The organism is Methanothermobacter sp. KEPCO-1 (genome assembly GCF_008033705.1).
Classification (GTDB): domain Archaea; phylum Methanobacteriota; class Methanobacteria; order Methanobacteriales; family Methanothermobacteraceae; genus Methanothermobacter; species Methanothermobacter marburgensis.
In genome coordinates, this window is the sequence record NZ_CP042937.1 from 725,079 (window position 1) to 743,658 (window position 18,580).

Below are 18,580 nucleotides of genomic sequence, written 5' to 3' on the forward strand. Positions count from 1 at the left end.
TAAACACTCTAAGACTTTTTTGGGAAAATTTTGCTTACCCTTGATGGCTTTATGCGTGATACAACCTCATCGTTCACCATGGCACATGGAGCCAGGGAGCAGCAGCCGATGCATCCCACAGATTCCAGGGAGTACTCCATATCCTCTGTGACGTCCCCCTCACCGATGCCAAGGTGCCTCTCAAGGGCATCCAGAACCTGTTCGGCCCCGCTTACATGGCACGCTGTTCCGGTGCAGACCATTATGTGTTTTCTTCCCTTTGGTTTGAACCTGAACTGGGCATAAAAGGTTGCAACCCCGTATACATGTGTTTTACTGACCCCTGTGAAACCAGCAACCTCCTCCAGGGCATGCTCCGGCAGATAGCCGTAGACATCCTGAATATCCTGGAGGATGGGTATGATCTCTGAGGCATGGCCTGTGTAGCCAGAGAATATCCTCTCCAATTCCTTATCCATCAGAAACCTCCACTTAAATGTGAGATCCATTTTAGTGTCGCATTCATATTAATTAGGATGAATGATTAAACATCTGTTTAACTGTTAAACCAGGGAAAATATATGTTTTTAGATGATAGGTGGTGGATGAATGTCACTTTACAGAGAGGTTGAGGCGTTCCGTGTGGATGACGAGATGCGGAGGGTCCCTGAAAGAATCGTGAATGACCTTGAGGTGCGTATAAGGATAAATGGGGGTCTGGAGCAGCGCTTCACTGCAAGTCCCGCTGCCCTTAAGGAATTCGCAACAGGCTACCTTCTCGGCGAGGGACTCGTGGACTCGGTGGATGATATAAGATCCATGGATATCACAGAGAACCTCATCGACGTTGAGATAGAATCAGAGGACCTTGAGATAAGGCGTGAGCTTGTGATGGGCTCTGATTGCTTCGGTGGATGGAGGCAGAGGGTTGAGATGGTGGAACCAGTTGACTCAGACTTCAGGGTGAGGGCTGAGGACATATTCGATGCATTCAGGCGGATGGTGAAGGCAGCAACCGTGTGGAGGCTGACTGGAGGTACGCATGTTGCCGCCCTTGTGACCGGGGATGAATTCAGGGTGTTTGAGGATGTTAGCAGACATGTGGCGGTTGATAAGGTCCTGGGCTCCGGGGCCATGGACGGTGTTAACTTCTCCAGGAGCTTCATGGTCTACAGTGGCAGGATGCCCGCGGATATGCTTATAAAGGTTGTGCGTGCCGGGGTTCCCATCATAGCATCGAACGCCGCCCCAACATCATCAGGGTATGAGGCTGCAGGGAAGACCGGTCTTACAATGCTGGGATTTGTAAGGGGCAGAAGGTTCAACATATACAGCCACCCTGAGAGGATAATACTTGATTAGGACATTTTCCATTGAATTCTGAGCTTTTCGGATGCTAAAAACATAATTTTATTCAAACACGCTGTGTCTCTCGTTGAGGTCCTCCTCCCTCTTATCAAGCCTGTGCATGAGTTCAGCTATGAGGCCGTCCAGAAAGACGAGGGCTGATATCTCAAATAGTGTACCCAGTGGTGTCCTTGAGTGATGGTTGCCCCGTATCTGCCTCTTCATGTAGTTCTTCTCACCATCGATCTTTGTCCTGCCCCTCACGGTTACGGTGAGGTCAGCTATCCCTCCAAGTTCTGATTCTGGATGTGAGGTTACAGCAACGACCTGGGCACCCCTCTCCCTGGCTATCCTGGCAGCGCTGACTATGTAGCTTGTCCTCCCTGAACCTGATATTGCAATCAGTGCATCACCCTCATTTATTGCGGGTGTTATGGTCTCACCCACCACGAAGACGTTTATCTCAAGATGCATGAGTCTCATGGCGAAGGCCTTTGCAACTAGCCCCGACCTCCCCAGTCCAAGCACGAAGACGTTTCCTGCGGATGTGAGGGTGTCTATGAATCTATCAACTGTTTCGGCGTCAATCTCCCTTTCCATCTTCTCCAGATTATCCACTATATCCCTGATGGCCTCTCTCATTATCATTGCAACACCTGTAATCTAATATATGGATCATGAGATATAAAGAGTAAAAAATAATTCCAGCCCAGCTGCCCATGCTATAGGCAGATGATGTTAGGGGGTGGAAATTCACCCAGATTAGAGGTATCCCCATGGATATTGAACCCCTCCCTGGAATGAAGATCAACGGCCATGAACTGGATCACAGATTCCTTGAGACCCTCCGTGTAATCGGGGAAACCTTCTCCCAGAGGAAGGCTGCAAGGATACTCGGTGTGACACCACAGGTTTTAAACAGGAGGGTTCTGCGGGCAGAATCTCTCCTGGGTGTTAAACTCGTAAAAAGCAGTGGTGCAGGATCAGAACTCACACCCGAGGGTATGGAGATCCTCAGAACCTACATGCGCCACCTGAAAGTCCTCAGTGGTTCAGGGAGGCTCATGGTCGCGGCGGGTTATGTCTCATCAAACCTTGCCGAGGTCCTCATTGATGGTTCCGGAGTGGAGGCATCCCTGTTTTCATGCTGTGATGATGACCTCTTCCACCTTGCAGAAAGAAGCATGCTTGATGTGATCTTCCTTGACGATCCCCTGCAGGCCTACCAGAGGGGCCTGGACTTCGTGCCGGTTGCATATGACCACCTGGTGCTGGTGGGTGGCGATGCAAGAACCATGAGGGAACTCGATGACTCATCATTCGTTGGCGTTAAAGGTTCAGCCCAGAGGCTGGCCTGGGAGGTGCTCTCAGATTCCGGTGTCAGTTTTGAAATTGTGAGGGATGTCCGGTCCCCATACCATGCCCACATGATAGTTAAAAACGAGCAGGAACTCAGGACATTCCTCAGTGCAAGCCAGTTCAGTGGCTCTGAAATCCTCAAGAATGAGACCCGGCACGTTATAAGTGCCGTGGTCTGCCGGGAAAGTGAAGGGGTTGAGGAATTCATGGATTTCATAAGGGGGGAAGGCCAGGAGGCTGTGCTGGAGGCGGGTTTTGAACCGCTACACTGATCTGTTTAACGAATAATCAATGATGTTATAAGTCGCCGTGACAGAGTTAATTTATATTTCAGGGTGATTCCATGAATGAAGACAGAGACCTTCTTGCTGTTGGACATACCGCCTTTGACTACATAATACAGCTTGATAAATTTCCCGAACCCAACTCATCAACGGCCATAAGGAAGATGAGGAATCTTCATGGTGGAGCAGCCGCCAACGTCGCCCTGGTGGGGTCAAAGCTGGGGCTTAGAACATCACTTGTATCAGCCGTTGGAGGCGACTTTGAGGGATCAGAGTACAGGAGACTCCTTGAGGCCAGCGGCATAGATATAAGCTCCATGATTGTGGTGAAAACTGAAACAACACCAACAGCCTTTGTGATGACAGATGCCGACCACAACCAGATAAGCTACTTCTACTGGGGTGCCGCAGCGCAGTTCAGGGAGAGCGAGATCCCGCGCAGAGTGATAGAATCTGCCAGGGCGGTCCACCTTGCAACCGGAGACCCCTCCTTTAACTGCAGGTGCGGTGAATTTGCAAGGTCACTGGGGAAGACCATATCCTTCGATCCCGGACAGGACCTCCACATGTACTCCAGGACCCAGCTCGAGAGGGCTGTGGGGGTATGCGACATCCTCTTCGGTAACCACCACGAGATAGACCGCATATGCTCCAGACTGGAGGTTGATGTTGATGGCCTCATAGAGATGGGTCCGGATGTTGTGGTTAAGACCTACGGCAGGGATGGAAGTATTATCTATGCCGATGAGGTCATTAAAATCGATGCAATACCCCGGGAGGCTGCCGATCCCACAGGGGCCGGTGACTCCTACAGGGCAGGGTTCATGAGGGCCTACATTGCCGGTGCAGATCTCATGAACTGTGGCAGGTTTGCATCTGCAGTTGCATCCTTCATAGTCGAGGAGGAGGGGACCCAGACAAACATTCCAGATCTGGAATCTGCTGTGAGACGCTTTAAGAGGCACTGGGGCTATGACCCCCCAATATAAATTTAGCAGGAAAGGACCCTCATTGGTTCAGATAAAGTATGAATGTTCCAATATTCTAAATGAAGATCCCTGACATCAGAGGCCATGAATTTTTATTAAGAAAATTAAAACCCCATAGTTTTTATAACTGGATTGGACCAATATAAGATGCGCATGAATCTCATTCCAGCTGATCCCAATCATACCCGCACGGGTTAAAGGGTCAAACCAGACGGTGATTGTATGACTCAAATGGATGAAGCTAAAAAAGGTGTTATAACAGAAGAAATGAAGGCGGTGGCAGAGGCGGAGAATGTCACCCCAGAATTCATAAGAAGAGGAGTTGCCAGTGGGAGAATAGCCATCCCCAGCAACCTGAACAGGGACGATGTTGCCCCGGTAGGTATAGGTGAGGGTTTAAGGACCAAGGTCAACGCCACCATAGGGACATCCACCGACATCGTGGACTTCGAAATGGAGCAGAAAAAGGCCCGTGTTGCCATTGAAAACAAGGCAGACACCCTCATGGAGCTCTCAGTGGGAGGGGACCTCGACGAGATAAGGAGACGCATACTGGACCTTTCACCCATACCCGTTGGAAGCGTGCCCGTGTATCAGGCAGCCATCGAGACCATAAGGAAGGAGGGCGCTGCCATCTACATGGACGAGGAAGTCATGTTCAAAGCCATTGAGAAGCAGGCAAAGGATGGTATAGACTTCATGGCCATACACTGCAGTGTCAACAGGGAGACCCTCAGGAGACTCAAGAGGCAGGGCCGTGAGGGTGGCCTTGTGAGCAGGGGAGGGGCCTTTGTATCAGCCTGGATGGTTGAAAACGGACTGGAAAACCCCCTCTATGAGAACTTCGATTACATACTGGAGATAGCCAAGGAACACGACTTTGTCATGTCCATGGCCAACGCAATGAGGGCCGGTGCCATTGCAGACTCAACCGACCGTGCCCAGGTCCAAGAACTCATAGTGCTGGGTGAACTCATCGACAGGGCCAGGGATGCCGGTGTCCAGACCATCGTTGAGGGGCCGGGCCACATACCCCTCAATGAGATAAAGGCCAACGTCATACTCCAGAAGAAACTCTGCCGTGGAGCCCCATTCTACATGCTGGGACCAATAGTCACGGATATAGGGGCCGGCTATGACCACATAGTCTCATCAATAGGTGCCGCTGCATCTGCGGCTGCAGGTGCGGACTTCATCTGCTATGTTACACCTGCAGAGCACCTTGCACTCCCCTACCCTGACGATGTGAAGGAGGGGGTCATTGCAACAAGGATCGGGGCCTACGTGGGTGACATGGCCAAGGGAATCCACAGTGGGGAGAAGGACCTTGAAATGGCCAACGCCCGTAAGAAGCTCAACTGGGAGGCCCAGTTCGATGCAGCCATGTGCCCTGCAGAGGCAAGGCGCATAAGGGACGAGCGTCCACCTGAGGATCCAGACACCTGCACCATGTGCGGTGAGTACTGCGCTGTTAAGATTGTCAACGAGTGGCTTGACAGTGCAGATACCAGGATCTTCGACTGAACCCCCACTCCTTTTTTAGAGAAGAATTAATATATTTTGAAGTTCACACATTTTTTACTGCACTGATTCTATCACGCTTTTTACAGGTGATCTTCTTGAAGCACTGGATTGAAAGGATAGCCGATGAACTTAAGGACAGGGATGTTGATGAGCACGTTGTTGCAAGCGGAACATCCATATCAGGCTCGATACACATAGGAAACTCCTGCGACGTTTTCATAGCAAGCTCAATATCAAAGTCACTTGAAAAGGATGGGTTCAGATCAAGGACCGTCTGGATAGCAGACGACCATGACCCCCTCAGAAAGGTCCCCTATCCCCTCCCAGAAAGTTACGAGAAGTACCTGGGAGTGCCCTACTCCATGATCCCCTGCCCTGAGGGCTGCTGCGAGAGTTTCGTGGAACACTTCCAGAGACCCTTCCTGGATGCCCTTGAAAGGTTCAGGATAAGGGTCGAGCACCACTCAGGGGCTCTGATGTACACCGAAGGGGCCTACAATGACTACATAAGAACCTCCCTGAGGAGGGCCGGTGAGATAAGGGAGATATTCAACAGGTTCAGGGAAAGGCCCCTGAGGGATGACTGGCTCCCCTACAACCCCATCTGTGAGAGGTGCGGGCGTGTGAACACCACAGAGGCATATGATTTCAGCGGGGACACAGTGAGGTACCGCTGTGAATGTGGATTCGATGGGGAGATGGACATAAAGTCAGGGCTCGGTAAACTCACCTGGAGGGTTGAGTGGGCCGCGAGGTGGAAGATCCTGGGCGTCACCTGCGAACCCTTCGGTAAGGACCATGCCGCAAGCGGTGGCTCATATGATGTGAGCAGCATAATCTCAGAGGAGATATTCGATTACCCTGCCCCCTACCCGGTCCCCTATGAGTGGATAACCCTCAGGGGGGAGGCCATGTCCAAGTCAAGGGGTGTATTCTTCACACCAGGCCAGTGGCTTGAGATAGGACCCCCCGAGAGCCTCAACTACTTCATATTCCGGAGTAAACCCATGAAACACAAGGACTTCAACCCTGACATGCCATTCCTTGACCTCATGGACCAGTTCGACAGGACAGAGAGGATCTACTATGGTATGGAGGAGGCTGCCTCAGAGAAGGAGGAGCAGAAACTCAAAAGGATTTACCGGGTCTCAATGATAGACGGCCCGGATCTCCCGCTGAGGCCATCCTACCGCTTCATGACCGTGGCCTACCAGATCGCAGGGGAAGACCTTGAAAGGCTCTACGGTATCCTCAAAAGGAACTCACAGCTTCCAGATGAGTTCATGGACAGGGAAATTGAAGATTTAACAGACAAACAGTTAACCCAGCTGAGGGAACGGGTTGAAAATGTTAAAAACTGGCTCAAACTCTATGCCCCAGACTTCGTGAAGTTCCATGTCCAGGACGAACTCCCCCAGGTTGAACTCTCAGAGCCCCAGAGGAAGTTCCTAGAGGAACTTGCATGCGTCCTTGAGTCAGGGAATATGAGCCCGGAGGAGCTCCACGACGAAATGTATAGCATACTGAGAAAGCATGGGCTTAAACCCCAGAAGGCATTCCAGGCCATATATAAGGTTCTGATAGGTAAGAAGATGGGTCCAAGGGCTGCATCATTCCTCCTTTCACTTGAAAGGGACTTCGTGGTAAAAAGGCTCCGCTTGAAGGCCTGACATGATGGTGGTCAGATGAAGGTGAAAATCATTGAAAGGGAGGTTATGGACCCCCTGGCAGACACCAGTATGGATGAGATCCCTGTTAACAGTATAGGTGATGCCGGGACCATATCACTCTTTGATAACACAAAGCCCGGTGCAGACATCATACTGAGAACTCTGGAATCAGAGCTCAGTGGCTTCAACTTTATCTGGTCAGAGAAACCCGCAGGTGCCCCGGCAGAGGCTGAACAGATAGAGAGGGCTGCCAGGGGTGACCTCTGCATCCTTGCCCTGGGTGACTGTGGCTCCTGCACCACATGGGTGATCCTTGACGCCATCCGCCTGGAGGGTATGGGCGTCCCCACCATCTCCATCTGCTCAGACCGCTTCAGTGAATACGCCAGAAGGCTGGCATCAGCCCACGGCATGCCGGGTCTTCGAATAGTTGAGGTGGAACACCCCATAGCGGGTCTGGAACCCGAAGCTGTGAGGAGAAAGGCTGAGAAACTGATACCATCCATACTGGACCATCTGAGGTGATACATTGGTTAAAATCGATAAATCATGCGGATGCCTCATAGAGGACCTCATGGAGGATGAAAGACTGTGCAGCTCATCCCCCGAGGATATGAAGGTCATTGTCGACCCTGACCCCGAGAGGATAAGCCTGGAGTTCTATGAGAAGAGGATGACCGATGGACTCCCCATCATACCACCCACAGAGGGCCGTGTCAGGAAATTCTACAGATACACCCCCAGGAAACCAGAGGACGTTATAGCCACACTCCCCCCGAGGATGGGGATCGCCACCGTTGAGAAGGTGGCGGTGAATGCGGTGATGGCCGGCTGCATACCCCCAATGATGCCGCTCATAGAGGCCTGCATCGAGGGTGTCGGACGGGATGAATTCAACCTTGCAGGTATAAACGCCACAACACACCCTGTGGCTGTTGCGGTCCTGGTCAACGGCCCCGCTGCAGATGAAATTGGCTTCAACTCAGGTGCGGGGTGCCTTGGACCCGGCAACCTTGCCTGTGCCACCCTTGGACGTGCCCTGAGGCTCTCTCTCATCAACATTGCAGGTGCGGTGCCCGGGGTGGGTGACCATGCAACAATGGGCTCACCTGCAAAGTACAGCTACTGCTTCGCGGAGAATGAGGATGAAAGCCCCTGGGAGCCCCTGCACGTTGAGAGGGGTTTCGGCGCTGAAGAGAGCGCGGTGACCGTGATTGGAGTTGAGGCGCCGCACAATGTGAATGACCACAGGAGCAGGACCCCCGAGGACCTCCTTGACACCATTGTGCACACCGCCTCGACGGCCGGCTGCAACAACAGTCACGTTCCAGGGGAGCTACTGGTTATAATGAGCCCCGAACATGCAGAAACCGTTGCATCCCATGGATGGTCCAGGGAGGATGTTAAAAATTATATACATGAAAATGCAACCGTGGAGGCTCGCCTGGCTGACCGTGGAGGGAGGAAGCTGGATGAAAAGCTCGTGACCGATGGGATGGTCCATATAACTAGAGGTCCCGAAGATGTAATCCTGGTGGTTGCCGGTGGCCCCGGGAGACACACCATGATAGCCCACGGTTTTGGAGGATCATCAGAGTCCCAGACGGTGCCTGTGAGGTTCAGTGGGGATTAACTGGTATAATTCAGTACAAGACCTCCATTCTACTTACTTTTCTGCATTTATGGTTAAGTGTATAACATCCTAAACTTATCACCCAAGAACTTCTCAATCCAATCCTTCGCAAAAGATGTCGACCTTGTTAGCTTTCTGAAAGCCTTTGAAATCGTCTCCTTCAACTCTTCTACATTCAAAGGAGACACTTCTGAAACAACTCTTTTAACACTCTTCCAGACGTTTTCAATTGGATTCAAGTCGGGAGAGTAAGGAGGAAGGTAAACCAACACAATATCCAATTCCTCAGCTTTCTCTCTAACTTTCTTCGCATGATGGGTTCTGAAATTATCGAGAATAACAACAATCCTTTTCTCGGGGTTGGCATTTCTTATCTTCCTGAGAAAAGATACGAAGTCCTCAGCTTTGTTTCTCTCAGGAAACTCTATAATGCTTTCTCCGTTTATGCTGTAAAACCCTGAAACCTTGGCTTTAATGTAAGTGGCTACTCTCTTAAAGGGCTTACTAAAACTCCACATTCTTGCTGTATTTGCGTTTGCTTCAACTGCCATCTCATCTACGAATCCTATAATGTCTGTTTGGTTAAATCTAATCTCTTCTAAGTTTTTTTAAAGTCTCTTCAGCGTTCTCGGGCCTTCTATAGTCCTTCTGATAGGGTTTAGCGTACTTCATTCCAAAGGATTTTAGAATTCTCCTGACTTGCCAGGAAGAGTAGTTAACTCCAAACTTATCCTCGATGAGATCCTGAACTTCTTTTGTAGTCCAGGAGTCCTTTCTCTTGAGCATTTCTTTGAGTTCTTCCTTCTCATCCTCTGTAAGTTTTGAGGGTCTTCCACCTCCAAATTCAGGAATTAAACCTTCATAACCTTTAGAATTCCATCTCTTGAGCCATGCGTAACCTGTAGCCTTGGTTGTCCCTGCTAAGTCGGCAGCTTCCTCGACGCTCATTCCTCTGTAAAGGTGTCTTATGAAGTACAGTCTTTGAAGCACTCTAGTGTCTTTTTCGAGTTTTTTAATTCTTTTATCGAGCTCTTCTGCTGATAGATGCTTAATTACTTCGTAAACTCGTTTTCTTCCCATGTAATCTTTGTTGACATTTTAGTATAAATAGTTTTGCTCAGGACAATAAACCCGCAATCCTCTTATGGGAACTGGTACTTCCATCTGATGAAATACTCAGAAAGGGAAACCATACTATTTATCGCCAGACACTGAAGACTCCGATACAGGAGCTTCAGCAGTTTAGGTGCTTGATTAAAAAAGAAAGCTCTTCAAGTTGCAAGAAAATCAATTAAAAGAAAAATACAACCAGAAATACATTTCTGGATAGAGAACTGAGAGGTCAGGCTCAGATGTTTATTCTCCTTCTATCCAGAAGTTCCTGCTGTTTACCCCTGTTCCAGCCGCCACTTGAGGACTTGGCCCTTCCGACCTGCTGCACGTAACCTGTGATCCGGTCATACCATTCAACATCATCCCTTTCACCGCAGCGGGCGCAGGAGTCCTGAAGCCCCCTCATGAGGGTTTTGCACCTGAGACAGAAGCTAAGGGCGTTGCTGTAGGCCCAGAATCCTATGTCACTACTCCTGCAGATTTTCCTTGTGAGGCCCTCAAGGGCAGCGGGGTCGGGTTTTGCCTCGCCGAGCCAGGCGTTGAATATGTGGCCTCCCGGTGTGAGGGGGTGGTACTTCTCCTCGATCTTTATCTTCTGTACAATATCCACCTCTGCATTCACGGGTGTGTGGCTTGAATTGGTGTAATAGTATGCCCCCTTGGTACCCTGGAGCACCGCCTCCTCAGGGTAGTGCTCATGGTCCAGCATCGCGAACCTGTGGGCAGTGGACTCTGCAGGTGTCTGGAGCACGCTCCACCTCCAGCCTGTCTCCTTCTTGAGTTCAGCTGCGCGTTCATTTATGTGCTCCACAACCCTCAGGCCAAACCTGTTCGATTCAGGGTCCTCTATACCTGAGCCCAGGTGGTACTCCAGCATCTCATTGAGTCCTGTGAATCCAAAGCTCATTGTGGCATTCTCTATCCTGTAGTAGCGCTCACCATCTATCTCCTGGGACAGGAATGGTAGAAGGTGGTAGTCATCCAGACAGTGGAGTGCCTGTTCCCTCCTTATCCTCAGGACCTCCACCGCCATGTCAATGTACTCATCAAGGTACTCAAAGAGTTCATCGTCATCCCTGGACTGGTATGCCACCCGTGGGAGGTTCAGGGTTATGTAGGCAAGGTTACCTGTCCTTAGGCAGTCCTCCTCCCAGTTACCTGTCCAGTTATCTGCGAGGCTTGTTCTGCAACCCATGTAGTTGGCCATCTCACCCCGGTAATCTGCCAGCATGTTTATGAAGTAGGCTGTCCCGTACTTGGATGCCAGTTCATGGACCAGTCCAAGTTCCTCATGGAATTCACCCTTCAGTGTCTCCCGCCTTATGGTGTAGATGGTGTTGGGGAAGAGGTGGGGTTTGCCGTCTGCATCCCCCTCAAGGAGGACCTCCGTGAACGCCCTTGTCAGTAACCTCGCCTCCTCTGCGAAGTCACCGTACACACCCACGTGCTCACCCCTGGGTCCATAGGCTGGTTCATCCTCAAGGAACTCAGGGACCCCAAACTCAAGGTTTATGCTTGTGAATGGCACCTGGCTGCCCCTTGCAGCGTAGGCCATGTTGAGGTTGAATATGAACATCTGGACAGCCTGTTTGATCTTCTCATAGGGAAGTCCAGAGGCGAAGGGTGCCACGAAGACGTTCCATAGGCTCATTGCCTGGCCGCCTGACATGTTCTGCTGGGATGCCAGCATTATCTCCCCTGCATGGTTCATGAGTGTCTCCAGGTGCTTTGGTGGTCCTGCCACAGATGTATGGTCACCTGTACCGTCCACCCGGAGGCCGTGCCTTATGAAGAGCCTGAGGTCATGCTGTAGACAGTTAAGGGGCCTTGCAGCAAAGAATTCAAGGTCATGTATGTGTATGTCCCCTGACATGTGGGCGTCTGCAAGCCTGGATGGAAGTATGTGGAGGAGTGCGTACTGCTTGAGGGCCTCGTCGGCCACGTACTTGTGGACGGTCTCGGGGTTGTGGATCATGTTGGCGTTGTCCCTGGAGCCGTTCTCTATGAGGTTTGTTATGTTGTAGACAGGGATACCGAGACGTGTGTACCTCCTCCGGAGGGTTTCAAGGCCGTGTTCTATGAGTTTGGTGTTCACGACCTCCCTTATCATTGGGGCTGTGAGGTACTCCACGTTGAGTTTCTTGAGTTCCCTCCAGACATCAGATGCGATTTCCCTTGCAACCTCCTCAGAGGCCCCGGCCTCCCTTACAAGGTTGTCCTCAATCTTTTTCTGGTCAAAGGTCTCTATCCTGTCCCTGGATGTTCTCACCCTCATTCTGTTGGCTGCAAGGTACCTGTCCGCCAGTTCCTCATCAACCTTCTTGAGGGCATCATAAACCAGGATCTTTATCTCCTTGGTGGTTATTCCATTATAGACTGACCTTGCAACCTCTGAGGCCACATTTTCGGAGGTCCATAGGCTGGCCCCCAGGTTCAGGAGGGATTTTACAAGTTTTTCATGGCTGAATTTTTCCCTTATGCCATTATTTTTCAGGACACATGTTTCTGCCTTTGTTGGTATGGCAGCCAGAAGACGTGAATCATCAATCACAGGATCACCATATAGCTCCTTTTGAAGTAATCAGATGGTTAGTTATTATGTTTCTCATCATATATTAAATTCAATCATAAAATCCAATTGACCATATAAAAATGGCCCTTGCAGACATCTAATACTCCAAAGTGCTCAATTAAAGTATTAAAGCCTTTAAATTTTGAAACTGTTCGTATAAAAGAAAAAGAAAGGGTTGTTTCTACTCCATTCTTATCTGCACGGCCCCTATCCTTGGTGCCAGGACATTGTAGAACAGTGCTGTCAGTGCATAGACTATGAAGGCATAAAGGAATGCCCCGATGGTCACAATCACCAGTAAAATTAGCCCTGTGACGTAGTCCCCCCCGATGGCTGAAACTATGAATGTTATGATCCCTATGATGAGGCCTATAACAGCAGAAATTGACCCTGTTATGAGTCCAAGTGGTATGGCCTCTATCCTGTCTATGCTCATAAAGCCATCGCCGGTCTCTGTGAGTTTCAGTTTTATCGCTGTGATTTTCCCTGAGAGGAAGTTGTAGAGGAGCAGTACAATGGCCGTTCCTATGAACGCTACTATGAAGGTCATTATGGGTGTTATAACGATGTTGACGACGGTACCAAGTGCCGTTGCAGAGCCGACCGCGGCCATGCTTGATGCTGCTGATGGTTCAACTGTCCTTGCAATGCTGAGGATTGCGTTGAAGAATACCCACTGAAGGGGGGATACAAGGAGCTGGTATATTAATGCGAGGATGGCACTGACTGCTGAGAGTATGAGTGCTGTGTTCACGATGTCAAATGATTCTATCTGCTCCATGTCAATGAAACTGAGCCTGATGCCTCCAAGGCGGGGCGTGAGGCCGTTGTAAATGAATGCCCTCAGGAATGATTCTACTATGCCAAGCAGAAAAGCTCCAACAGGCAAAACAACCAGTCCAACAACTGATATTCCAGTGATTAACCCCTTCAATACTTTCATTTCAGCTGGAAGTACTGACCCTATTGCACCGGCGAAGATCAGGATCAGAAGGGCGAAGAGGAATGCCCATACTGCCCCTATCGATGAGTTCATAATGGTGTAGGGGACAACCCTTACAGATTTTATTTCCTTTGGCTGCATATTATCACCGGCCATATCTATGTGGTCATGAAACATATAAAACTTATGAAAACTTTATTTCGGTGTATTAAACACCATAATGCCCCTATAGTCCATGAATGGTTCAGAGCCAGTTCTCTGACTCCTCAAGGACCCGCTGGACGATCCTTAAGGCTGAACCGATGTAGGTTTCAGGGTTCATTATCTCCTCAAGGTCATCCTCTGTAATGTGCTCCATGATATCCTGCCTTTCAAGGACCACGTCCTTTAGGTTCATTCCCTTCCTGTTTGCCTCGATGGCACATTGGCGTACAGCGGCGTATGCTGTCTGCCTACCCATACCCCTCCTTGTAAGCTCCGCCATGAGCCTCTCAGCCATTATAAGGCCGCCTGTGAGCTCAAAGTTTCTTTTTATGTTTTCAGGGTAGAATACCAGGTTGTTGAGCACGTCAAGTGTCAGTTTAAGTATGTAATCGGTTAGTATGCAGGCCTCAGGGAGGATTATCCTCTCAGAGGACGAATTTGTGAGGTCCCTTTCATGCCAGAGGGGGTTGTTCTCGAGTGCAGCCACAACGTAGGACCTTATAACCCTTGCTATACCGCAGATCCTCTCAGCTGTTATGGGGTTCATCTTATGGGGCATTGTGCTGCTTCCGACCTGCTTCTCAGGGTCGAATTTTTCACCCACTTCCATTATCTCCGTCCGCTGGAGGTTCCTTATCTCCAGGGCTATCTTATCGAGGGTTGTGGCTATGTTTGCAAGGACCATCATGAACTCTGCATGGTTGTCCCTCTGGACAACCTGGTTGGATATGAGGACCGGTTCAAGTCCAAGGATCTCAGATACCCTCTCATGGACCTCGAGGCCATCCTCGCCCAGGGCGGCTGTTGTACCAACGGCACCGGTCATCATGCCCACGCAGAGCCTTTTTCTGCAGGCGTCAAGTCTTTCAATCTGTCTGTGTATCTCATCTGCCCACAGGGCGAATTTCATGCCATAGGTTGTTGGGAGGGCATGCTGGCCGTGGGTTCTCCCCATGCACACCAGGTCCCTGTTCTCATCTGCCAGTTTCAGGAGTACCCTTAAAACCTCAACCAGTTTATCCCTCAGAACCCCTATGGATTCCCTCAGGAGGAGGGAGTTGGAGGTGTCAACAATGTCATTGGATGTTGCACCGAAGTGCACGTATTCCCCTGCATCCCCCTCGCACTGCTCTGCCAGGGCCTTCACAATGGATGCTATATCGTGTTTTGTCTCTCTTTCGATTTCGTTAACCCTTTCAGGGGTAACGAACTCTGTGCTGGCCTTCCTTGCGATCTCGGCTGCAGCCTCCTCTGGTATGATCCCCAGTTCACCCTCTGCCCTTGCAAGGGCCGCCTCCACATCGAGCATCCGCTGGAGTTTGTTTTCGGCCTCCCAGATAGCCTTCATTTCAGGGGTCCCGTACCTGAACTCAACAGGATGAATGGCCATTTTAACACTCCTCAACCAGAGAACCTGAGCACAAGGCAGAATACCGCCAGTATTATGCTCATCACGACGACCTGTTCAGGTGTGAGTTTCGGTCCCTTCGTTTCCTCTTCAAAGTACCTTACAAGACCTGCTCCACTTGGTGGAAGTGTCTTTTTATCCTTCTTTGCCATGAAAAATCACCATGAGTACCGATAGATAATCATATTATATCTCTGACAGTACCATATAATATAAGTTTAAGTTTACAGTCGGATAACAAGGAGGAACTGCACCCCTGTGGATGCGTGATTGACCATGATTGATTACTTCAATGAGCTTGAAAGGGAGACTGAACGCCTCTATGAAATTGCAGGAAAAGCCAGGGCTAAGGGCCTTGATGTGAGCACCAAACCTGAGATACCCCTGGCCAAGGACCTTGCTGAACGTGTTGAGGGGCTCGTGGGCCCTGAAGGTATAGCCAAGAGGATAAAGGAACTTGAAAGGGACAGGGGACGTGAAGAGGTTGCGTTCCAGATAGCATCAGAAATAGCATCCCAGCCCGTCCCTGATGATGACCCCGCCGAAAGGGAGAGACTTGCAGATCAGGCCCTAAGGACCGCCCTTGCAATACTGACAGAGGGTGTGGTGGCGGCCCCTCTCGAGGGTATAGCGAAGGTCAGGATAAAGGAGAACTTCGACCGTTCAAGGTACCTCGCAGTCTACTTTGCAGGACCCATAAGGAGTGCCGGAGGTACCGCAGCAGCCCTTTCAGTCCTCATAGCCGATTACATACGCCTCGCCATAAACCTTGACAGGTACAAACCCATCGACAGGGAGATAGAGAGATACGTGGAGGAGGTTGAACTCTACGAATCAGAGGTTACAAACCTCCAGTACAGCCCCAAACCCGACGAGGTGCGCCTTGCAGCCAGCAACATCCCTGTGGAGGTTACAGGGGAGCCAACAGACAAGGTGGAGGTATCCCACAGGGACCTTGAGAGGGTTGAGACAAACAACATACGCGGAGGGGCCCTCCTCGCCATGGTTGAGGGGGTCATACAGAAGGCCCCAAAGGTACTCAAATACTCCAGACAATTAAAACTTGAGGGCTGGGACTGGCTCGAAAAATTCTCAAAGGCCCCCAAGAAGGATGGGGGTGAAGATAAGGTTGTTGTGAAGGCCGACAGCAAATACGTGGAGGATATAATCGGCGGCAGGCCCGTTCTGGCTTACCCCTCAAGGAAGGGGGCATTCAGGTTAAGGTATGGGAGATCACGGAACACTGGGCTTGCGGCAATGGGAGTTCACCCAGCCACCATGGAGCTGCTGGAGTTCCTGGCGGTGGGGACCCAGATGAAAATTGAAAGGCCAGGTAAGGGAAACTGTGTTGTCCCGGTGGATACAATAGAGGGCCCCATAGTTAAACTCAGGAACGGTGACGTCATCAGGGTTGAGGATGTTGAGACCGCCAGGCGGGTGCGATCCGATGTTGAGGAGATACTCTTCCTGGGGGACATGCTGGTTGCCTTCGGGGAGTTCCTCAGGAACAACCACGTCCTCATGCCCGCAGGATGGTGCGAGGAGTGGTGGATCCAGACCCTGCTCTCATCAGATAATTACCCTGAAAGCGACCCCCTGAAACTTGCCCGACACAGGTACAACTGGAATGATCTCAGATTGGGGGCTGAGGAGGCCTTCAGGATTTCAGAGGAGTACGGTGTGCCCCTCCATCCACGCTACACCTACTTCTACCATGACGTGACTGTTGAGGAACTCAACAGGCTCAGGGAATGGTTAAAAACCGGTAGATTAGATGATGAACTTGTCCTGGACCTTAAACCAGAGAAGAGAATACTGGAGATACTTGGTGTGCCACACAGGCAGGGGGAATCAGGGGTTATCATTGGATACAATGACGCCTTCGCACTCCTCAACACGCTCAGAGAGCCCCTTGAAGATTCAGATGACACCCTGGAGGCCCTTAACAGAGTCTCGGGTGTCAGGATAATGAAGAAGGCCCCCACCTACATAGGTACACGTGTCGGTCGGCCAGAGAAGACCAAGGAGCGCAAGATGAGGCCCGCGCCCCATGTGCTCTTCCCAATAGGAAAGTACGGTGGAAGCCGGCGTAACATACCCGATGCAGCAAAGAGGGGTTCCATTGTGGTTGAGGTGGGGAGGGCCACCTGTCCATCATGCAGGGTCAGTTCAATGCAGTCCATATGTCCCAGCTGTGGTTCAAGGACAGTGATAGGTGAGCCCGGAAAGAGGAAGATCAACCTTGCATCCCTCCTTAAAAGGGCAGGTGAAAATGTATCTGTCCGTAAAATGGATGAGATAAAGGGGGTTGAGGGGATGATATCCGCTGATAAATTCCCTGAACCCCTTGAGAAGGGCATACTGAGGGCCAAGAACGACGTATACACATTCAAGGATGCGACAATCCGCCATGACTCCACCGATCTCCCCCTTACACACTTCACCCCCAGGGAGGTTGGTGTCCCTGTCAGTAAACTGCGTGAACTCGGGTACACCCACGACTACCAGGGGGAGGAACTTGAGAGGGAGGACCAGATACTTGAACTCAAGGTCCAGGATGTGGTCATATCAGAGAACTGCGCCGATTACCTTGTAAGGGTTGCGGGGTTCGTTGATGACCTCCTTGAAAGGTTCTATGGCCTTGAAAGGTTCTACAACGTTAAAACAAGGGATGACCTTGTGGGGCACCTCATAGCTGGTCTCGCCCCCCATACATCTGCCGCTGTTCTTGGAAGGATCATAGGATTCACAGAGGCCTCTGCATGCTACGCCCACCCCTACTTCCACTCAGCCAAGAGGAGAAACTGTGACAGCGACGAGGACTCGGTCATGCTCCTCCTGGACGCCCTCCTCAACTTCTCCAAGTCCTACCTCCCGAGCACCCGCGGAGGCAGCATGGATGCCCCCCTCGTTCTCTCAACAAGGATAGACCCCGAGGAGATCGATGATGAATCCCACAACATAGATGCAATGGACATGATACCCCTTGAGGTCTATGAGAGGAGTTTTGAGCATGCTAAACCGACAGATGTGCTCGATGTTATAGATAACGTTGAAAAGCGCCTCGGAAAGCCCGAACAGTACAGTGGACTCATGTTCTCCCATAACACCTCCAGCATACACGCAGGTCCCAAAGTGTGCCTCTACAAGTTACTCCCCACCATGAAGGAGAAGGTGGAATCCCAGATAAGCCTAGCAGAGAAGATAAGGGCCGTGGACCAGAGGGCTGTTGTTGAGGGGGTCCTCATGTCCCACTTCCTCCCTGATATGATGGGTAACATCAGGGCATTCTCAAGGCAGAAGGTGAGGTGCACCAAGTGTAACCGCAAGTACCGCCGCATACCCCTCGGCGGGGAGTGCCGGTGCGGTGGTAACCTCGTCCTCACCGTCTCAAAGGGCTCGGTTATAAAGTACCTTGAAATATCAAAGAACCTCGCATCAAGGTACCCCATAGACCCCTACCTTATGCAGAGGATAGAGATACTGGAGTACGGTGTGAACTCCCTCTTTGAGAGTGACAGGTCAAAGCAGAGCTCCCTGGACGTATTCCTCTAA

15 protein-coding genes are annotated in these 18,580 nt (G+C 50.7%); 8 read left to right on the forward strand and 7 right to left on the reverse strand.

Going from position 1 to position 18,580, the window contains the following annotated elements; all coding sequences use genetic code 11:
• Positions 1-8 precede the first annotated feature (8 nt).
• Positions 9-458: an NADH-quinone oxidoreductase subunit NuoE gene (nuoE, locus tag FVF72_RS03880; RefSeq protein WP_147671257.1), complete on the reverse strand. Its 450-nt coding sequence runs from the start codon at positions 456-458 to the stop codon at positions 9-11.
• A 130-nt stretch (positions 459-588) separates the two neighbouring features.
• Between nuoE and fdhD the strand changes: the two genes are divergently transcribed.
• Complete coding sequence (fdhD, locus tag FVF72_RS03885; RefSeq protein WP_013294971.1) at positions 589-1,341, forward strand: formate dehydrogenase accessory sulfurtransferase FdhD; 753 nt, start codon at positions 589-591, stop codon at positions 1,339-1,341.
• Between the two features lie 48 nt (positions 1,342-1,389).
• Here fdhD and hxlB read toward each other — a convergent pair whose 3' ends face one another.
• On the reverse strand, positions 1,390-1,974 hold the full coding sequence (gene hxlB / locus FVF72_RS03890; protein WP_013294970.1) for a 6-phospho-3-hexuloisomerase: 585 nt from the start codon (positions 1,972-1,974) through the stop codon (positions 1,390-1,392).
• Between the two features lie 128 nt (positions 1,975-2,102).
• On the opposite strand from hxlB, the gene FVF72_RS03895 reads away from it, so the two are divergent.
• The 6 genes from FVF72_RS03895 to FVF72_RS03920 all read left to right on the forward strand — a co-directional run bounded on the left by FVF72_RS03895 (position 2,103) and on the right by FVF72_RS03920 (position 8,785).
• A complete protein-coding gene (locus tag FVF72_RS03895) occupies positions 2,103-2,957 on the forward strand; it encodes a LysR family transcriptional regulator (protein WP_147671258.1) in 855 nt (284 codons plus the stop codon).
• Positions 2,958-3,028: 71 nt separating this feature from the next.
• Positions 3,029-3,958, forward strand: a complete 930-nt coding sequence (locus FVF72_RS03900) for a carbohydrate kinase family protein (RefSeq protein WP_147671259.1) — start codon at positions 3,029-3,031, stop codon at positions 3,956-3,958.
• Between the two features lie 222 nt (positions 3,959-4,180).
• The gene (thiC, locus tag FVF72_RS03905; protein ID WP_013294967.1) at positions 4,181-5,482 is read left to right on the forward strand and encodes a phosphomethylpyrimidine synthase; all 1,302 of its coding nucleotides are present in this window, start codon (positions 4,181-4,183) and stop codon (positions 5,480-5,482) included.
• A 95-nt stretch (positions 5,483-5,577) separates the two neighbouring features.
• Complete coding sequence (gene lysS / locus FVF72_RS03910; RefSeq protein WP_013294966.1) at positions 5,578-7,152, forward strand: lysine--tRNA ligase; 1,575 nt, start codon at positions 5,578-5,580, stop codon at positions 7,150-7,152.
• A gap of 15 nt (positions 7,153-7,167) precedes the next feature.
• Positions 7,168-7,677, forward strand: a complete 510-nt coding sequence (locus tag FVF72_RS03915; RefSeq protein ID WP_013294965.1) for a UGSC family (seleno)protein — start codon at positions 7,168-7,170, stop codon at positions 7,675-7,677.
• 4 nt (positions 7,678-7,681) lie between these two features.
• Complete coding sequence (locus FVF72_RS03920; RefSeq protein WP_147671260.1) at positions 7,682-8,785, forward strand: hypothetical protein; 1,104 nt, start codon at positions 7,682-7,684, stop codon at positions 8,783-8,785.
• A 53-nt stretch (positions 8,786-8,838) separates the two neighbouring features.
• Here FVF72_RS03920 and FVF72_RS03925 read toward each other — a convergent pair.
• The 5 genes from FVF72_RS03925 to FVF72_RS03945 all read right to left on the reverse strand — a co-directional run bounded on the left by FVF72_RS03925 (position 8,839) and on the right by FVF72_RS03945 (position 15,177).
• A protein-coding gene (locus tag FVF72_RS03925; protein ID WP_147671261.1) for an IS630 family transposase occupies positions 8,839-9,865 on the reverse strand; the annotation gives its coding sequence in 2 pieces (ribosomal slippage) (positions 8,839-9,393 and positions 9,395-9,865; 1,026 coding nt in all).
• A 268-nt stretch (positions 9,866-10,133) separates the two neighbouring features.
• Positions 10,134-12,449 (reverse strand): anaerobic ribonucleoside-triphosphate reductase, encoded by a 2,316-nt coding sequence (nrdD, locus tag FVF72_RS03930; protein WP_013294961.1) that lies wholly within the window; start codon positions 12,447-12,449, stop codon positions 10,134-10,136.
• A 202-nt stretch (positions 12,450-12,651) separates the two neighbouring features.
• Entirely contained in the window at positions 12,652-13,554 is a 903-nt protein-coding gene (locus FVF72_RS03935) for a hypothetical protein (protein WP_013294960.1), read from the reverse strand.
• Between the two features lie 103 nt (positions 13,555-13,657).
• Positions 13,658-15,007, reverse strand: coding sequence for an adenylosuccinate lyase (gene purB, locus FVF72_RS03940; protein WP_013294959.1), 1,350 nt, complete (start codon positions 15,005-15,007; stop codon positions 13,658-13,660).
• 11 nt (positions 15,008-15,018) lie between these two features.
• Complete coding sequence (locus FVF72_RS03945; RefSeq protein ID WP_013294958.1) at positions 15,019-15,177, reverse strand: preprotein translocase subunit Sec61beta; 159 nt, start codon at positions 15,175-15,177, stop codon at positions 15,019-15,021.
• 124 nt (positions 15,178-15,301) lie between these two features.
• On the opposite strand from FVF72_RS03945, the gene polC reads away from it, so the two are divergent.
• Positions 15,302-18,580 carry a DNA polymerase II large subunit gene (gene polC / locus FVF72_RS03950; RefSeq protein WP_013294957.1) on the forward strand — a complete coding sequence of 1,093 codons (3,279 nt, stop codon included), beginning with the start codon at positions 15,302-15,304 and terminating at the stop codon, positions 18,578-18,580.